The following is a 17261-nucleotide window of genomic DNA, read 5'->3' as shown; positions in this document are numbered from 1 at the left end:
CCAATGAACTCAGCCGATTTCGCCACCGCCCTGCGGGCCCGCCAGCACCTCATCGGCTACTGGTCGCTGCTCGACTCACCCGTCGCCGCCGAGCGCCTGGCCCGCCTCGGATACGACTATCTGGCCTTCGACGCCCAGCACGGGCTCTTCGGCTACGAGGGCATGCTGAACAACCTGATGGCCACGGACACGAAGGGTTCCACCGCCGTCGGCCTGGTCCGCGTCGAGGCCAACGACCCCGGGGCGATCGGCCGGGCCCTGGACGCGGGCGCCACCGGCGTCATCGTCCCCCTGATCGACAACGCCCAGGACGCCGCCGACGCGGTCGCCGCGGTGCGCTACCCGCCGCTCGGCAAGCGCTCGTACGGGCCGATGCGCTCCCAGCTCAGGATCGGCCCGAACCCCGCCGACGCCCACGAGCAGACCGTCGTCCTCGCCATGATCGAGACCGCCGAAGGGCTCGCCGACGTCGAGCGGATCTGCGCCACCCCCGGTCTCGACGGCATCTACATCGGCCCCTCCGACCTGCGCCTCGCCATCGGGGGCAGTACGTCCCAGGACCCCACCGTCAGCGAGGCCTTCGAGGCGGCCGTCGCGCGCGTCCGCGAAGCCGCGGCCGAGGCCGGCATCGCCGCGGGCATCCACAACGCCGACGGCGCGAGCGCCGCCGAGCGCCTCGCCGAAGGCTTCACCTTCGCGACCGTCGCCTGCGACATCGTGCACCTCCAGCAGGTCGCCGCCGCCCACCTCACGGCCGCGCGCGACGGACAGAGCCGGGAGCCGGGAGTATGACCACCACGCTGATCACGACTCCCACCTTCGCCCGGCACTCCGGCGAACCCTGGGAGATCCTCCGGCGCGCGGACGCCGGACCCGTTCGCCCCGAGGAGAACGCCGCGCTGCCGCACGGCGAACTCCTCAGGTGGATCGGCGAAGCGGACGCGCTGATCGTCGGCATGGACCCGATCACCGCCGACGTCATGGACGCCGCACCACGGCTCAAGGTGATCGCCAAGCACGGCGTCGGCACCGACACCATCGACCTCGAGGCGGCACGCCGCCGGGACATCCCCGTCGTCTTCGCCCCCGGCAGCAACTCCCGCGCGGTCGCCGAGTACACCTTCGGACTCATCCTGTCCGCCCGCCGCTCCATCACCGCCTCCCACCAGGCGGTCGCCGACGGCGGCTGGCCCAAGATCTTCGGCCCCGAACTCGCCGGGCAGACCCTCGGCATCGTCGGACTCGGCCGCATCGGACGTCTCCTGGCCGGCTACGCCCGTGCCTTCGGCATGACCGTCCTGGCCCACGATCCCCACCTGGACCCGGCTGCCGTGGAACGCGAGAACGCCACCCCCGTCGGCCTCGACGACCTCCTCGTACGCTCCGACGTCGTCAGCCTGCACCTGCCCGTAGACCCCGCGGCAGGCCCCCTCCTCGACCAGGCCCGGCTGAGCACCATGAAGTCCGGGGCGCTCCTGGTCAACGCCGCCCGCGGCGGACTGGTCGACGAGCACGCACTGGCCGGCCTGCTCCACTCCGGCCGGCTCGGCGGCGCCGCCTTCGACGCCTTCGCCGTGGAACCCCTCGACGGTGCCTCACCCCTGCGCACCGCACCCCGGACCCTGCTCACCTCCCACATGGCCGCCTGCACCCCCCAGGCCAACCACGCCATGGGAGTCCTGGTCGCACAGGACGTCGTACGGGTCCTGACCGGACAGCCGCCCGTCCACCGGGCGGCCTGACGCCCGCCCCACCGCTTTTCCTCCCCTTCCGCTCATCCGGCGACGGTGCCGGACAAGTCCGAGGAACCGCCATGCCCGAAACCATCACCGAGACCGGGGCACGCACGGTGCCCGCCGCACCCGCCGACCCCTACGCACTGCGCGCCGAGGACGTCCGCGAAGCCCCCACCACCCTGCGCGGACGCCTGCGCCACCTGGGCCCCGGCTTCGTCCTGTCGGCCGCCGTCGTCGGCTCCGGCGAGCTGATCGTCACCACCTCGATGGGAGCCCAGGCCGGGTTCGCCCTGCTCTGGCTGGTGATCATCTCCACCGGCGTCAAGGTCTGGGTCCAGATGGAACTCGGCCGCTGGACGATCCTCAACGGCCGCCCGGCGCTCGAGGGTTACCGCGAGGTCGGCCCCCGCATCGGCCGCGTGAGCTGGATCAACTGGCTCTGGATCGGCATGGACTTCGCCAAGATGTTCCAGCGCGGCGGCATCATCGGCGGCACCGCGGCCGCCTTCTCCATCCTCTGGCCGATCACCGGAGAAGCCCTCTCCTTCTCCTCGCTCGCGCTGTGGACCGTACTGGTGACCCTCAGCGCCGTCGCACTGCTCTACGGCGGCAAGTACAGCCTGATCGAGCGGGCCTGCGGCCTGTCGGTGATCGTCTTCACCCTCGCCACCGTCGGGCTCGCCCTCGGTCTGCCCTTCACCGACTTCGGGTACGGCAGCCAGGACCTCGTCCAAGGACTCTCCTTCGAGATCCCCGCCGGCACCATCGGCATCGCGCTCGCCATGTTCGGTATCACCGGCGTCGGCGCCGACGAGATGACCACGTACACCTACTGGTGCGTCGAGAAGGGCTACGCACGCTGGACCGGTACCGACGACGGCACCGAGGCCCGCGCCCGCCGTGCGGAGGGCTGGCTCAAGGTGATGCGCCTGGACATCGCCGCCGGCTGGGTCATCTGCACCCTGTGCACGCTCTCGTTCTACGTCATCGGAGCCGCGGTCCTGCACCCGCAGAAGCTGGTTCCCGAGGGCAACGACATGATCACCACCCTGTCGCGGATCTACACGGACACCATGGGCCCCTGGGCCGAATACGCCTTCCTGGTCGGCGCCATCGCCGTCCTCTACTCCACCCTGATCGGCTCCACCGCCAGCGTGCCCCGCCTGTGGACCTCCACCCTCGGCCTGCTCGGCGTCATCGACTGGACCGACCTCCGCACCAGGAAGCGCACCATCCGTGTCCTCACCTGCCTCCTCCCGTCGGTCTGGGCCGCCTTCTTCCTCTTCGTGCAGTCCCCGGTCCTCATGGTCCAGATCGGTGGCATCGGCGGCGGCGTATTCCTGCTCGCCGTGGTCGTCGCCGTCTGGCGCCTGCGCTCCACCGGCGTCGACCCACGCTTCCGCGCCAACCCGTGGCTGACCGCAGCCCTGGTGATCAGCAGCGCCGCCATCGCCTTCCTCGGCGTGTACGGGGTGCTCGACACCCTGGGACTGGGAATCGGCTCCGACTAGACCGGCACCACGGACGCCGCACTGCGGGCCGCGCGACAGACATGGGTGAGGTCCGTGCAGACAGCTGCTCGGTCGACTCGAGGTACGCCGGCCACAGCCAGGGCCCTGGGGCTGTGGCCGGCGGTCACCGGGCGTCCTCCAGGTCGGTGTGCCGGGCGTCCGGGCCTTCGGCGGCCGGCTCGTAAGTGGCCGATTCCTCAGGGGCCCGCTCCTCGGTGACCGCCGCCGTGCCCTGCCGCCGCGTCATCCCGACTCCGACGAGTACGACGGCCATGCCCAGCACCACCCGCACGCCGATGTCCTCGCTCAGGACGACCGCGACGAGCAGTAGGGAGACGACGGGCAGGAGGTAGCCGACCACGGCGGCACTGGCGCCCTCGTCGTTGATGATCCGGTAGGTGAGATGGAAGGTGATCGCAGTGCAGAAGACACTGAGGACGACGGCCGCACGGGGCGGGCTGAGCCGGCCATCCGGGGCCTCCGACACACACGTGGTGGCTCGGCGGAGGTGACGGCAGGCGCCGGGCGGAAGTACGTGCCATACGGCACGAGCGGGGCGGGCGGCGGGCAGGGCGGCCACGGACACCCGCTGCTCCTCACACGGCCGGACGCGCGGACATCCCTCCCGGACGATGAGCCATGGTCGGGCGGCGCCGGCGCGGTCAGGCTTGCGGCATGACACCGACAGACGCGACACGTACGGACACGACGAGCGCCGGGAACACCGTGCTGGTGATCGGCGGCACCGGCAAGACCGGCTCCAGGACGGTGGCCCGGCTCCGCGAGATGGGGGTCGAGACCCGATCGGCCTCGCGGTCCGGGGACATCCTGTTCGACTGGGCGGACCGGACCACGTGGCAGGCGGCCCTCGACGGAGTCGACGCCGTCTACATCGTCCCGCTGGACACCTCGCCCTCCCCTACGCCCGCCTTTGTCGAGCAGGCCGTCGCGGGCGGAGTGCGACGGCTGGTGCTGCTCTCGGCCCGGGGCGTGGACGTGCCCGGCTACTTCGGCGCCTCCTACGAGGGCGGCGGCCCCCACACGGAGGGCGAGACAGCCGTCCGGTCCTCCGGCGTCGCCTGGACCATCCTGCGGCCCGGCTGGTTCGCCCAGAACTTCAGCGAGGGCGTCTTCCTCGACGGCGTACGCGCCGGCGAACTGGCCCTGCCCACCGGCGACGGCGCCGCCGCGTTCGTCGACGCCGACGACATCGCGGCGGTCGCCGTCGCGGCCCTGACCGAGGACGGTCACGACGGCGAGGTGTACGAACTCTCCGGCCCCCGGGCGCTCGGCATCGCCGACGTACTCGACGAGATCGCGAAGGTGACCGGCGTACGCGCCGCCTACGTCCCGGTGGAGGAGTCCGCTTTCCGGGCCGGTCTGGTGGCACAGGGGCTGGCCGAGCAGGAGGCCGCGCTCTGGGCCGACGGGATGAAGCCGATCCGCACGAGCCAGGAGGCCCCGGTCACGGACGGCGTACAGAGAGCGCTCGGCCGTCCACCGCGCGACATCGCCGACTTCGCCCGTGACGCGGCGACGGAGGGCGCCTGGAGCTGAACGGAGGGCGCCCTGGAACTGAGCGGAGCCGGGGCGTGCGGGCGATGGGAAGGCCTCGGAGTGTTCCGGCAACACCCTGAACCCGCTCGCCGCCTGCACGCACCGGCTCCCTTTTTCCACTTTCCACCGGAGCGGCCAGAGGCGCCCGACCGAAGCGGCTCGTCCCTCTGCTCCGGCCGGTATCAGCCCGCCGGTACGGCGCGGTCCGGTACGTGGGTGGTGGCGGCCTCCTGCCGGTACGCGCTCGGGCTCTCGCCCCGGAGCCGTTTGAACGCAGCACTGAAGCCGAACGCGTCCGCGTAGCCGACCCGCCGGGCCACCGCCGCCACCGTCAGTTCCGGGCGGGTCAGCAGATCGGCGGCGAGCGTCATCCGCCACTCGGTCAGATACGCCACCGGCCCGTCCCCGACCAGTTCCGTGAACCGTTTCGCCAGGGTCGTCCTCGATACTCCCGCCCGGCCTGCCAGCTCCGCCGTGGTCCACGGGTGCGCCGGATCCTCGTGGATCGCACGCAGGGCGGGCCCGGCCACCTCATCACCGAGTGCGCCGTACCACCCTGGCGGCTCGGCCTCCGGACGGTCGAACCAGTCCCGCAGCGTGCACACCAGCAGCCAGTCCAGAAGCCGGTCGAGCACGATCTGGTGCCCCGGCCGGCCGCCGCCGATCTGAGCCTCCAGGTAGTCCCGCATCGGCGCGCAGTCCTGCTCGTCGGGTACCACCAGGACCGGCGGCAGAGCACGGAGGAGCCGTTGCGGAACCTGCGTGCGTACGTCATAGGCCGCGGCCAACAGCACGGTGGAGCCCCTCAGTTCGAGGCCCAGGTCCGCGGGGCCCGGCGCGTCCCCGCCGCAGTGCACCTCCCGTGCGCCTGGCGTCTGCTCCGTCCCCGTACCGTTCGCCAGGTCGTCGGTGAAGGAGAACGGCGCGGGCCCCCGGACGATCGCCGTCTCGCCGAGCGCCACGTACCATGCCTTCCCGGTCTCCGGCACGATCCACCCGGCACCGCGCAGCGGTAGGCACAGGGTCAGGTACGCGCCGTCGGTGAACCGCAGCGACCACGGCGGCCACAGTACCGACCGGCCGAACACCGCGCCCTTGCCCCGCACGCCCCGCAACAGCTCGTCGAACACGTCCATGGCATCAACGATAGTCAGCACCCAGGGGCGTTCCGGACGATCACCTATGCACGCCGGACGGGCGGCCATGGTCCCGGTGCCGCCGCCGCGATGGACTGGCCCCATGACGACACGGAGCACGTACGGGACCTCGTCCGACATCCTCGTCCTGGGCGCCACCGGCAAGACCGGCCGCCGGCTAGCCGCCCGGCTGCGCGGCACAGGCAGCGCCCGGGTCAGGGCCGCCTCCCGCTCCGGTGAGGTCGTCTTCGACTGGACCCTGCCCGAGACCTGGGAGCCCGCGCTCGCCGGAGCCGGATCGGTCTACCTCGTCGCACCCGACGACCCCTCCCCGGTAGGGGAGTTCGTGCGGCAAGCGGCGGCCTCCGGAGTGCGCCGCTTCGTGACTCTCTCCGGCCACGGCATGGAGAAGGCGGGCGACGACTTCGGCCAGGGCATGGCCGCCGGCGAGGAGGCGGTCCGGGCGTCCGGTGCCGAGTGGACCGTCCTTCGGCCCAACAACTTCTTCCAGAACTTCGACGAGGACCTGTGGCTGGCGCCGCTCCGGGCGGGGCGTCTGGGCCTGCCGATCGGGGAGATGCCGGAACCGTTCATCGACGCTGACGACGTGGCGGCGGTTGCGGCGGCGGTACTCACCGAGAAGGGGCACGCGGGCCACACGTATGAACTGTCCGGCCCGCGCGCGCTCACCTTCGCCGAGGCCACGCGGACGATCGCCGAAGCGGCCGGTCGCCCCATCCGCTACGAGGAGCTCACCCCGGCCGCTCATCGGGCCGAACTCCTCGCCGACGGCTGGCCGGAGGCGGCCGCCGACGCGCTCGGTGGCATGTTCGCCCTGCACCGGGCGGGCGCCTCGGCCGAGGTGACCGACGATGTCCGCCGGGTGCTGGGCCGCGAGCCGGCCGACCTGGAGCCGTGGGCCCGCCGCATCGCGGCCCGGGGGACCTGGGCGCCGTGAGAGGCGCTGCCCGTCACGTGGCCGAGCTACACGGAGGCGCGGACGCGCCTCAAGAATCTCCATGACGCGGCCGGCGAGGGCCGGGTGGCGACAGCGCGCCGGGATACCGGCCGCCGGTCGCCGGGAGCAAGGCCTGCTCGTGCCGCGGTAACCGCCTCACCTGCGGCAACGCGGCCTGGTCCCGTGAACTGATGTGGACGACGAAGAAGCCACGGGCCGCCGGCCTGGAACATTTTCATGAGCGGGTGACGAGGATCGAACTCGCGCCCCGAGCTTGGGGAACCACCCGGTGCTTGGTCTCACGTATGGCCTCCGAACCGCGGACACGCGCGCGGACGGCGTCCTCCTGGCCGCTTCGTGAGCCTCTTGGTGACTGCTGTCTGCCGCCCCTACTGGCACGTTGTGGCACGGCTGTACGTGTGGCGCCAGGTGAGAGGTCGGCAGAGAGGGACGCCGTGTTGCCTGGCCAGCGGTGTACGGCGCTGGAGGCCCAGCTCTGCGGACTGGGTTCGCTGACGCCGCTCACGGCTCCGTGCCGAGGACCGGGGGCGTCTTGCCGCAAGCACCCTCACCCGGCCCGGCACGTGATACACGAGACGCCCCCAGGGGTGCGCGGGGGCGACTGCACCGACGGACGTCATGGTGTAGAGCGCGACGTCGAGGTGTCGGCCCGTTCGTCAGGCGATGACGGGGACTGCCTCGGCGCGGCTGGTGGCCCAGTTGGTGACGATGGGCTTGTCGACGGTGGCGGTGTCGGGGAGCTTGAGTTCGGCGGGGTCGGGGTCGTCGTTGGTGGTGGCGATGATGACGTTCTCGAATTCCTTGCCGGCATCGCTGTTGGTGGTCTTGGGGCTGATACCGGTGTACGCGACGGCGGAGCCGGTGAGCTTGATGGGGTCCTCGCCACCCTGTCCGACAGGGGAGGCGACACCGTCGGCGCCGGAGCCGAAGGACACGCTGGGGGTGTTGCTCTCCAGGTAGCAGGTGATACCGGACTTGGCCTTGGCGGTGACGAGGTAGTAGCCGCCGGCCTGGGACTCCGAGGTGACCGTGAAGTCCAGGTCGTTGGTGCCGCAGGACTGCCCGTAGGCGCTCTTGCCGTCGCCGGAGTCGGCGGTCTTGTCATGGGAGTCGCTGGAGTTGGAGGAACCGCTGGAACCGGAACCGCTGGTGGAGGGGCTGTCGCCGGAGGAGGGGCCTCCGCTCCCACCGCTCCCGTCGCTGCCGACGGAGGGAGCCGAGGAGCTGCTGGTGTTTGCCACGTCGTCGGGGCTGCAGGCGGTGGAGGTGGCGGCGAGGGCCGTCACGGCCGCGGCGGCGAGGACGAGACGGGCGGAACGGGTGGCGAGGCGCGAACGCATCATGATCTCCAGCGGCTTTTGGTTGCGGTGCTTACTGCTTGCTCCGATGACACTAGGACCGAGTCGACCTGAAATGATCCTGTGCATGTCCGGGTTCTGTCTCAGCAACATCGGTTCCATAAAGCGGGGTTGGATTGCACCGATCCAAGCTCAAGGGGCAGGTCCGGGGGCAACCGCCGGAGCTGCGATATCGCGAGATCACATGGTGCCGCGATCACGGCACTCGCGTCCACTGCCCCTGGGAGCCGCTGGCGGCCACCCCTCTGGGAAGCACTGGGGGCCGTCGGAAAAGAAGAGATCGAGCATGAGCGCATCCGCGCTGTCGAGGACCAGGTGTTGTGCAAGGTGGAGGTCCAGCGCTGGCGTGGAGCGGTCCGGGTGGACGCCGATCTACTGTGGCCGGCGGCGGCCGGCCGCCGCGAGGACGGCTCCACCGACGACTTCTACGCCGCTCTCGAAGCCGACGGCAAGAGTGCCCGAACCCGTTACGACGCCGGCTACGCAGACGCGCTCAAGTCCGCGACGTACACCGCCACTTACTCCCCGCTCGCGAGGACCACGTCCGCTATCACTCCGAAGCGGGAGTCCGTTTCGTCCGGCGGTTCCGGACTGCGGTTCCGACCCCGAGCCGTGCCGCACTCTCCGGAGCGGTCAAGAGCACACGGTGGACTTACCTCGTGCGGATCGAGAGCTCGGTACCGCCGAACCTCACCACTTTGATCCTGCGCAACCTTCCCGGCTGTGAGGCCGACGGCTGGTACCCCGAATACGCCCTGCCGGAGCGGGGCCTGCTTCCCGCCGAACAAGCCTGGTCCAACCTGATGGATCCTCGTGCAGCCGCCCGACTCCTCGACACGGAGCCGTAGCAGCCGGACGCAAACAAGGCCCAGGTCGCTGACCTGGGCCTTCATCGAAGAGCGGGTGACGAGAATCGAACTCGCGCTCCGAGCTTGGGAATCAACGGTTCCTGGTTAGCCAAAGCAGCTCTGACCTGGATGTTTGCCCCGGGTGAGCGAGGTTGGTGTGGTCTCTGGGCGCCGTACATGACCCCTGTTGTCCGCTCTGCTGGGCACGGCTGGGGCACGAGCGGTGGCGTCTGTGGATGTCCGCTGCGGTGCGCACCGGCGTCGGTGTGGACACCGGTGCGCGTTGACGCTCATGACCAGTGGGAGCAGTCCTCCGCGGAGAGCTCCGCGACCGCTGCGTCAGTCACGCCCTCGAGGTCCGGGATGTATGGGCGGACGTCGGGCAGTGGTGTGCAGAAGGTGACGTTGGAGGCCAGTAGTGCCTCGTCGGTGTCGGCGAAGGAGAACGAGACGTAGGACTTCACCGCTGTGTCGCCGAAGTGCTCCTGTGCGGCATGCAGGCAGGCGGCGACGTAGGCCAGGCACCTCCGTACGAGGAGCGGCGCACGTTCGTCCGTCGCAGTGGGCAGGTCGTAGTCCGTCATTCCCCTGCCGTTGACCGTGGTTTCCTGCGTGAGCCTGTCGGAGTACTCCGGGAGGCTCTCAGGGAGGAGGTCGGTCAGTACCCGCCCGCCGGCGGGTGTCAAAGACCATCCTCGCTCCACGACTTCACGGAACATCGGAGGGATGTCCCGGACGCTCAGTCCTGCGGTGTCCGTCTCCTGCAGGAGCGCCCTCATTCGAGCATTACATCGCATGTCCAGTCACCGCCGAGAGGTGTCAGCGCCTAGGTCCCCGCTCTGCAGACCACACCGCGAATTTCTGAAGCGCAGGGCTCTCGACCCGGACTGCACCCGCTGCGTATGTGGCCCAGAGCAGATCCTGGCAGCCGAAGAAGGACCCCCCAGCTGTCCACCCGGATGATTCGGTGAAGAACTCGCCCAGGTCTTCGCGGTTTTCCACCCAGTAATCCCCGCACCCGTTGAGGAACTCTGAGTCCACCGCGAGGATCAAGTAGCTGGGCGGGTCGTCAGGGAGCTCATTGATCCTGACGACTTTTCCAAGTTCGTCTCCTGCTGTAATCCTGCCGACCCTGCAGCTCCCGAAGCTTGGGTTCAGCGTATGCGGCCTGGAGCATGGCGGAGTCAATCAGGCTATCTCCCAGCTCAAGGAGGCCCGTCCGCGCCGCAGCGACGACCTTTGCGGATTGCACCGGGTCTTCGGTGGTCGTCACCTGGAGCCTCGGGGCTTCACCTCAGGGGTACCTCGCAATGGGTACGTCTGTGTCCTTATGGGGAGACCTTACGGTCAAAGATCCTCCGGGGTGCCGTCAACCGCCGGGCCGCAGCCGTCGGGAAGACTGGAGGCGATCAGCTCATAGGCGTCTTCGATGGTTTCGACCTCACCGAGGAGAGTTTTATCGGACTCGCGCCGCACTCGGTAACCGCCCGCGACCAGAGGATAGGCCGTACCGACGTCAAACGTCCACGGCCATTTGGTGCACCGGCTCAAGTACAGAACGCCATGGCTGATCATGGGAAATAGCACTCGTAGCGACGGGTGGCTATAAGCAGCTCGAGGGACAGCCGGATCGACGCGATCAGTTCCGTAGGACAGAACAACAGACCATGCCGCAGCTACGACCTCAGCATCGGCCCTGGGGGCTTCATCGCGCGTCATGAATTTCCTCTACCTCAAATGTTCTGGGAGATTGGACAGGTCTGGCTTGATCTCCGGAATGTCTGGCTTGGGCACACTGACCTCTATGTACCCCCCATGCTCTTCGTCGCGGGTGTACCAATGGATTTCTTCCCACGGTCGCCCAGGGCGTTCGTCCTCAGGGTCTCTCCACGCGGCGGCTCCATCGTAGTTGCGAACCGCGTAGGCTACTTGACTCATCTCCCAGGCGGTTCCGTCACCTCGGCGTGGATAGTTGTCCTCATGTGAACTGTTGAACTGGGATCCGTGCTGCGCCGCTTTCTGGAATGCATCCACGATGTCCTCGGGTGAACTCCAATTCGAGATCGCACCCTTAATGTTGGGCATTCCATCGAGAGTGATCGACAAGGTGGTGCCGCGGTCGCCCACAGCGTCCGTTACATTCGTCATCCATATCGGTCCCCCTGCTTGCCGACCGGAGTAGTCCGGGCCGTTGTAGGTGTGTGCTCCCAGGTCGCTGCCACGGTCCCGATCATGGGCGGGATCCGAGGGGTCGTTTCGAAGGTACCTGGCCAGGGCATCCGATGCCTCGTCCGGCTCTATGGACACCCCCAGCACCACACTGTGCCGGTGTTCTCCGCCGCGGTGCGGGCACAGCGCCAGCCCTAGCGGGTCGATCCACCGGGTCGGGTTGTCGACGTAGGTGACCGCGTTCGGGGCGGGGATCAGGCCGAGCGGATCAGGGGAGAGGTAGCGGCCCGACTCGGGGTCGTAGTGGCGGTGGTGGTTGTAGTGGAGGCCCGATTCCGGGTCGAAGTACTGGCCCGGGAAGCGGAGCGGGGTATAGGCCCAGGCACCGCGATTCCACGAGGTTGCTCCCCACAGGGTGGCGCGGGTGTGCCATGCCACCTCGCCCTCTTCGTCGATGAGTTCGCGTGGTGTGCCGATGAGGTCGGTGACGATCGCGAAGAAGCGGCGGTCGACCTCCGCTTGGTTCAGGAGGCGCCGTTCGACCTGGGTGACCGGCTTTACCCCGTCGTGGTCCCAGGTGAGGGCGACGGAGTCCGGGGCGCCCGCTGTTGTGGTGGTCTGTTCGCAGAGGGTGCTGCCGTCCCATGTGAAGGTCACCTCCTCGGTGACCGTCGTCCCGTCCGCCGACAGACGCTGCTTCGCGGTGCGGCGCCCCAGGGCGTCGTAGCGGTAGCGCCAGCGCGTGCCGTCCGGTGTGGTGACGGAGACCAGGCGGTCCTCGGCGTCCCAGCCGTAGTGCCAGGTGTCCGGCTTGCGGGAGAGGCGAGCCTTCTGGCGCAGGATCACGCGCCCTTGCGCGTCGTGTTCGTACCGGACGCGGCCCGCGCGGGTGATGCGGGTGCCGGAGTACTCGCGTGGACCGGTGGCGTCGTCCGCGCCGGGCCAGGTCGCAGAGGTTTGGTTTCCGGCTTCGTCGTACGCGTACCGCTCCGACCAGTTCTCGGCAGTAACGCCCGTTACACGGCCATCACGGGTCACCTCCAGCCGCTTGTGACCGCCGGTCAGCTCGTCGACCGAGGTGAGATGGCCGTCGGCGCGGTAGGTGTACGAACGGCGCTGGAGGGTCCGGTCGCCGGCTGTGCGGACGTGCTGTTCGGTCAGGCGGCGCGCAGGGTCGTAGTCGTGCTCGACGGTCAGGGCATCACCGATCCGGCGGGTCGTCTCGCGGCCCGTCTCATCGAAGGCGAAGACGACCTGATGGCCCGAGGCGTTCAGCTCGGCCTGCAGACCGACCGGGAAGGACCAGGTGCTGACCGCCCCGGACGGGGTGGCCCGGCGAATACGGCGCCCGGTCTCGTCGTAGGTGTTCGTCAGCGTGCGCCCGTCGCAGGTCTCGCTCAGGACCCTGCCCGAGCTGTCCCGTACATACGACAGCTCGGTATCCGGGCCGGTCGCCGAGGCGAGACGGCCGTGGATGTCGTAGGTGAATCGCGTGACCGCGCCGTCGGCGTTCTTGGCGGTGACGCGGCCCGCCGTGTCGCGCTCGTAGCGGACCGTCTGTCCCAGAGCGTTCGTGCGGGAGATGAGCTGCCCGCAGGCGTCGTGCGCATAGCTGAGTGAGCGGCCGTCGAAGTCGTTCTCCGAGCTGAGGCGGCCTGCCGAGTCGTAGGTGTAGTCCCAGGTCAGCCCCTGAGGGTTGGTGACATGGGAGACGCGTAGCTCGGTGTCGTGCGTGAACTCCTGTCGCACGCCGTCGGGTGTGGTGCGGGCAGCGACCAGATCGAAGTGTGTGTACTCGAAGCGGGTCTCACCGCCCGCCGCGTCGGTGTGGGCGAGACAGTTGCCCTCGCCGTCGTAGGTCCAGGACTGCTGAGCGCCGTCCGGGTCCGTACGCCGGGCGAGCTTGCCTTCGACGGTCCATTCCAGCTCGGTGGTGCGACCCTGCGGATCGGTGACCCTGACCGCCCGTCCGAAGGCGTCGCGGGTGTAGCGAGTGACCGTGCCGAGCGGACCTCGGATCGCGAGGGGCAGGCCGGCCGTGTCGCAGCGCAGCCGGTCCAGCGCGCCCAGGGAGTCGTCGACGCCGGTGAGGTGGCCGTTCGGGCCGTGGGTGAGGCGGGTGGTGGACCCGTCCGGCCGGGTGAAGACCGTCGGGTTGCCGCGGTCGTCGTACTCCTGGCGTGAGGTGGCGCCGTCCGGGCCGGTGACGGCGGCGAGCTGGTTCAGCTCGTTGTACTCGACCGTGGCCGAGCTGCCGTCGGGGTGCTCGATGCGGGTGGGGTTTCCGTGGTCGTCGTAGGTGTAGGTGGTGGTCCGGCCGAGCGGGTCCGTCCGGGAGAGGAGCCGGTCGTAGCGGTCGAAGGTGCGATGGGTGACACCGCCGAGCGGATCAGTCTCCGCGACCGCTTGGAGACGGTCGTTGAAGTGGTGGGCCTTGGTCGCGCCGAGGGAGTCCGTGTACCGGGTGACACGGTCGCCCGTCTCCGGGTGTGTGTCGTACGCGAACGTGGACGAGAGGTAGCCGTCCGGGCCGACCGTGCGGACGACGCGGCCGGCGTCGTCGTACACATAGCGGAACGTGGACTCGTTGCGGTCGGTCCAGGAGGTGATCCGGGCGTCCGGGTCGTACGTGAAGCGCAGTGGCAGCCCGGAGGAGTTGACCACGCCGTCAAGGTTGCCCAGAGCGTCGTAGTCGTAGCGCATGACCGTGACCGGGCCGTCAGGGGTGCGCAGCGCCAGTTCGCGCACCCGGGCGTCCTCGATGACCAGGGCGACCCGGTAGCCGCCGGAGTGGACTACCGCTGTGGGGCTGCCGTCGCCGAGGCGGGCGAAGCTGATGCGGTTGTGGTTGCGGTCCCCGATCTCCCTGAGCCAGTAGGCCGGGGACGCGTTGTACGGGCCGCCCTGGAAGGAGCGGGTCAGGCCGGAGTGCGGGTCGGTGACGTAGTAGGTGGTCTGCCCGTTGTGCTGGCCCCCGTGCAGCAGGGGCAGCCTGGCGCCCTCCACGGGCAGTACGCCGTCGGTGTCGTCGGGCAGCGGCAGCCGCGGATAGATGAGGACCGAGCCGTCTTCGCGCGCCCAGACCGCACCGGCGCCGTTCGCGTCGAGCTCGATCCGTTCGTCCAGTGTGGACGCCCAGCTCCGGCCGAACCACTGGCCGTACCGGTACGCGGAGAGATGAGTGCGGCGGAGGACGAGAGGGAGGACTCCTGGCAGCGACAGGTCGGTCTGCGGCAGGGTCATCTCGCCGGTGGCGACATCCACCGGGTCGTTCTCGCAGGTCTTCTTCTCCATCGAGATGGCATTGCGCCGGGGCTCGTCCTTTGCGGTGTTCAGGGCGTCCGGCTTGGTGTGGGTGGAGTCGCGGCGTCCTTCGGGGCGGGGGTCGGTGTCGCTACCCTCCTGGCGAACCTTGTCCTGGGGGCCGATCCCGTCCTTGATGTCGAGGTCGATCTTCTTCTGGATGGTGGAGATCTCTTTGACCGCCTTCGGCAGCGACTCGCCGAGGTGGTCTCCCATCGCTTTGTTCGCCTTGCCGAGGGCTTCCATCGCCTTGTCGATCACCGGGTCGAGTGCGCCGGCGATGTCGTCCTTGCCCCGGGTGCGGCCGTGGTGGGACTTGGCACTGGTCAATTTGCCTGCGGTCTTGCCGTGCATGTCGATGCTGACCAGGTTCAGCTTGGTGCCTGCGCGGTCGTGCTCCGAGTGCTCGATGTGCACGCCCTTGCCGGAAACAGGGCCTGGGCCGTCGGCGGAGGCGAGCTGGAGAGAATCCCTGGCGCCCGCGATGCCCTCCTTGAACCCGTCCTTGCCCGACTGGCCGACCTGGTTCATGTCGACGCCGTTCTGGAGACCCATCGCGTTGGCGCCGATCTGTACGACCAGATCAGCGGCCATGTTCTCCAGTGCGGCGACGGCGGGCTCGGTCATCGCGGAGACGATGTAACCGACGACCTCCTCCAGGCACTCCTTGATGACGCGGCGGATGGCCTGCTGGGCGACCGCGATCGCCGCCCCGCCGATGAGCATGGACAGCCCACCGGTCACGGGTATCAGCGCCATGGAGATGCCTGCCTTGCCGGCCAGGACGCCCAGGTGGACGATCGCCGCGTACTTCATGGCCTCGATCGCCATCGCCGCGTTGTCGAGAGCACCAGCGATCGTCCGGGCGGCGCCGGCGATGTCCTTGATGTGTTTGTCCTTGACCTTGCCCCAGTGGCCGTTGAGGGCGTCAAGGGCCTCGCCGTGGCCGGACGACAGCAGACGCTGCACATGCTGGTTGGCGAGGAAGCCGTCGTCCTCCACGTCATCTGCGAACTCACGCAGTGAGACGGCCATGTCCCGATAGGCGTCCTCGTCGACGTTCGGCCAGCTGATGCCGATGACGTCGAGCATGGTGTCGGCCCAATCAGGAACAGTTACGGCCACAGTATGAAATCCCCCCGTACGAGCCTGCGTTCGCGGAATGTGTTTGCGAACAGGATGTCATTCCGGTGTTGTCGAGCCAAGGTGGTTCTTGGCCTACCCGTACCAGCAGGTGGCGCGGTGGTATTGGCGCCTCGACGAGCGGATCGTGCGTTCCAAGGCGCCGGGGCGACGAAGCTCGGCAGCCTGCGACATTCGCCAGAACCTGCCGGGGCGGCATCCTGGCCGAGCCAAATGCCGGGTACAGGCCTCGGCGGGGTGGTGGGTGAGTGGCGACGAGGTCCCGGAGGCGCCTGTCCTCGGTGCACTTGCTAATGACCAAGGTCACTCGGCAGTGCGACGGCAGGGAGCAGCGATCCGATGGCTTGAGTTTCCGGAAGCTTCCTGGGATCGGTCGCGTCCTGCTGGGCGGTGCCATCGCGGGCAGCGGGGTCCGCTGGCTATACGACCTCGTGCGGTCCTCCCGCAAGAAAGCTGATCAGGGGCCTTCTGGTGCGGATCTGGTGTGCGACCCCTGAAGTGGTCCAGACAACAAAGAAGCCCCCGGCCGCTGGCCTGGGGCTTTCGTTTTGAGCTGTGGAGCGGGTGACGAGAATCGAACTCGCGCTCTGAGCTTGGGAATCACCGGCTCTTACGGTGACCCAAACCGCTCTGACCTGGTGATTCGCCACTCTCGAGGCGCTTCTGGCATGGACTTGCGGTGCCCTTGCTCACCGCTGTTGACCGTTCTGCTGGGCACGGATGGGGCACGAGCGGCCGGCGCGCCCGGCTCGTTCTAGGCATACGTTTTGCTCTAGCCCTGCGCGTGGACCGCGGTGACGCGGCCCCGGCCGGGTCGAGGGCGAAGCGCGGGGCTCGGACAGGTCGTCTCGATGCAGCCCAGTATCCCGTCGGCGCGATAACCGTAGGCACAGTGGTTTGAGGCTGCACCCCTCGGGCGAGGTGTACGGCCGCGCCGTAGGTCAAGTGCCGGCCCGCCCGGGGTTACCGTCCGCCGGGCGACCGTACTCCTACGAATGGGCCAGGATCGTCGCCCGCTCATCTTCGTATACCGCGATCGCCTGTGGGTCGCCGTCGTAATAGGCCTCCCAAAAACCGGGTGTGTTCCATGATTCGGGGCACAGTGAGAAAGAGCCGGAATCGAGCTGAAAATACTGCCAGGTCGGCGACAGAGAGTGGGAAGTGACGGTGAAAGATCGGGTGTCGAAGAGGGCGGACTGTCTTAGTCCGCCCTCAATGAACTCGACGCGGAACGAGGTGCCCATTTTGAACCGTGCGGAAATTTCGAGCACCACGTACTCATGCTCGTCGGTGAGGGCGGTGATTCCCTGCAAGATTTTAGGGTCCGAGGCGCTGATGGTGTTCACGCGGACACGCATGTGAAATTACCTTCTGTTCATGATTACCTTGTAATCGTAGTTCAAGACTCTCCCCGTTTCGGGATTGTGAGATACATCCACGCGCCGCCGACCTGCACGTATGTGATGTCGCCGCACCACTTCTCGTCCAAATGCCCGGCGGAGAAGTCGCGCTGGACGAGGT

Annotated in this window: 13 protein-coding genes; 6 read left to right on the top strand and 7 right to left on the bottom strand. The window is 68.7% G+C overall.

Features of this window, described 5'->3' with window-relative positions; genetic code table 11:
• Positions 1-3 precede the first annotated feature (3 nt).
• The 3 genes from ACWD04_RS16145 to ACWD04_RS16135 all read left to right on the top strand — a co-directional run bounded on the left by ACWD04_RS16145 (position 4) and on the right by ACWD04_RS16135 (position 3247).
• Positions 4-792, top strand: a complete 789-nt coding sequence (locus ACWD04_RS16145) for an HpcH/HpaI aldolase family protein (RefSeq protein ID WP_451132303.1) — start codon at positions 4-6, stop codon at positions 790-792.
• On the top strand, positions 789-1742 hold the full coding sequence (locus ACWD04_RS16140; protein WP_451132301.1) for a phosphoglycerate dehydrogenase: 954 nt from the start codon (positions 789-791) through the stop codon (positions 1740-1742). Before ACWD04_RS16145 ends, ACWD04_RS16140 begins: the two co-directional genes overlap by 4 nt.
• 71 nt (positions 1743-1813) lie before the next feature.
• Complete coding sequence (locus ACWD04_RS16135; RefSeq protein WP_451132299.1) at positions 1814-3247, top strand: Nramp family divalent metal transporter; 1434 nt, start codon at positions 1814-1816, stop codon at positions 3245-3247.
• A gap of 124 nt (positions 3248-3371) precedes the next feature.
• Here the strand turns inward: ACWD04_RS16135 and ACWD04_RS16130 are convergent, their stop codons facing one another.
• On the bottom strand, positions 3372-3833 hold the full coding sequence (locus ACWD04_RS16130) for an EamA family transporter (protein WP_451132297.1): 462 nt from the start codon (positions 3831-3833) through the stop codon (positions 3372-3374).
• An 89-nt stretch (positions 3834-3922) separates the two neighbouring features.
• On the opposite strand from ACWD04_RS16130, the gene ACWD04_RS16125 reads away from it, so the two are divergent.
• Positions 3923-4804, top strand: a complete 882-nt coding sequence (locus ACWD04_RS16125; RefSeq protein ID WP_451132295.1) for an NAD(P)H-binding protein — start codon at positions 3923-3925, stop codon at positions 4802-4804.
• Between the two features lie 182 nt (positions 4805-4986).
• Here the strand turns inward: ACWD04_RS16125 and ACWD04_RS16120 are convergent, their stop codons facing one another.
• Entirely contained in the window at positions 4987-5940 is a 954-nt protein-coding gene (locus ACWD04_RS16120; RefSeq protein ID WP_451132293.1) for an AraC family transcriptional regulator, read from the bottom strand.
• Between the two features lie 103 nt (positions 5941-6043).
• Here ACWD04_RS16120 and ACWD04_RS16115 point away from each other — a divergent pair, with 103 nt between their 5' ends.
• Positions 6044-6898: an NAD(P)H-binding protein gene (locus ACWD04_RS16115; RefSeq protein ID WP_451132291.1), complete on the top strand. Its 855-nt coding sequence runs from the start codon at positions 6044-6046 to the stop codon at positions 6896-6898.
• Positions 6899-7575: 677 nt separating this feature from the next.
• Here the strand turns inward: ACWD04_RS16115 and ACWD04_RS16110 are convergent.
• Complete coding sequence (locus tag ACWD04_RS16110) at positions 7576-8259, bottom strand: hypothetical protein (RefSeq protein WP_451132774.1); 684 nt, start codon at positions 8257-8259, stop codon at positions 7576-7578.
• A gap of 677 nt (positions 8260-8936) precedes the next feature.
• On the opposite strand from ACWD04_RS16110, the gene ACWD04_RS16105 reads away from it, so the two are divergent.
• Positions 8937-9125 (top strand): hypothetical protein, encoded by a 189-nt coding sequence (locus tag ACWD04_RS16105; RefSeq protein WP_451132289.1) that lies wholly within the window; start codon positions 8937-8939, stop codon positions 9123-9125.
• Positions 9126-9415: 290 nt separating this feature from the next.
• Here ACWD04_RS16105 and ACWD04_RS16100 read toward each other — a convergent pair whose 3' ends face one another.
• The 4 genes from ACWD04_RS16100 to ACWD04_RS16085 form a co-directional block, all read right to left on the bottom strand.
• Positions 9416-9904 (bottom strand): hypothetical protein, encoded by a 489-nt coding sequence (locus tag ACWD04_RS16100; RefSeq protein ID WP_451132287.1) that lies wholly within the window; start codon positions 9902-9904, stop codon positions 9416-9418.
• 568 nt (positions 9905-10472) lie between these two features.
• On the bottom strand, positions 10473-10844 hold the full coding sequence (locus tag ACWD04_RS16095; protein WP_451132285.1) for a DUF6193 family natural product biosynthesis protein: 372 nt from the start codon (positions 10842-10844) through the stop codon (positions 10473-10475).
• Between the two features lie 9 nt (positions 10845-10853).
• Positions 10854-15722, bottom strand: coding sequence for a DUF6531 domain-containing protein (locus ACWD04_RS16090; protein ID WP_451132283.1), 4869 nt, complete (start codon positions 15720-15722; stop codon positions 10854-10856).
• Between the two features lie 1007 nt (positions 15723-16729).
• Positions 16730-17086 (bottom strand): hypothetical protein, encoded by a 357-nt coding sequence (locus ACWD04_RS16085; RefSeq protein ID WP_451132281.1) that lies wholly within the window; start codon positions 17084-17086, stop codon positions 16730-16732.
• Positions 17087-17261: the final 175 nt, after the last annotated feature.

The sequence above is a fragment of the Streptomyces sp. NPDC002911 genome, from assembly GCF_053591835.1.
The sequence above is the reverse complement of the archived record's forward strand: the minus strand, read 5'-3'. Positions and strand labels throughout refer to the sequence as shown.

Excerpts from the sequence above, each read along its gene's own strand:
- ACWD04_RS16125 (WP_451132295.1), top strand. The coding sequence starts at position 3,923 with ATGACACCGACAGACGCGACACGTACGGACACGACGAGCGCCGGGAAC.
- ACWD04_RS16135 (WP_451132299.1), top strand. The coding sequence starts at position 1,814 with ATGCCCGAAACCATCACCGAGACCGGGGCACGCACGGTGCCCGCCGCA.
- ACWD04_RS16110 (WP_451132774.1), bottom strand. The coding sequence starts at position 8,259 with ATGCGTTCGCGCCTCGCCACCCGTTCCGCCCGTCTCGTCCTCGCCGCC.
- ACWD04_RS16120 (WP_451132293.1), bottom strand. The coding sequence starts at position 5,940 with ATGGACGTGTTCGACGAGCTGTTGCGGGGCGTGCGGGGCAAGGGCGCG.
- ACWD04_RS16100 (WP_451132287.1), bottom strand. The coding sequence starts at position 9,904 with ATGAGGGCGCTCCTGCAGGAGACGGACACCGCAGGACTGAGCGTCCGG.
- ACWD04_RS16115 (WP_451132291.1), top strand. The coding sequence starts at position 6,044 with ATGACGACACGGAGCACGTACGGGACCTCGTCCGACATCCTCGTCCTG.
- ACWD04_RS16140 (WP_451132301.1), top strand. The coding sequence starts at position 789 with ATGACCACCACGCTGATCACGACTCCCACCTTCGCCCGGCACTCCGGC.
- ACWD04_RS16095 (WP_451132285.1), bottom strand. The coding sequence starts at position 10,844 with ATGACGCGCGATGAAGCCCCCAGGGCCGATGCTGAGGTCGTAGCTGCG.
- ACWD04_RS16145 (WP_451132303.1), top strand. The coding sequence starts at position 4 with ATGAACTCAGCCGATTTCGCCACCGCCCTGCGGGCCCGCCAGCACCTC.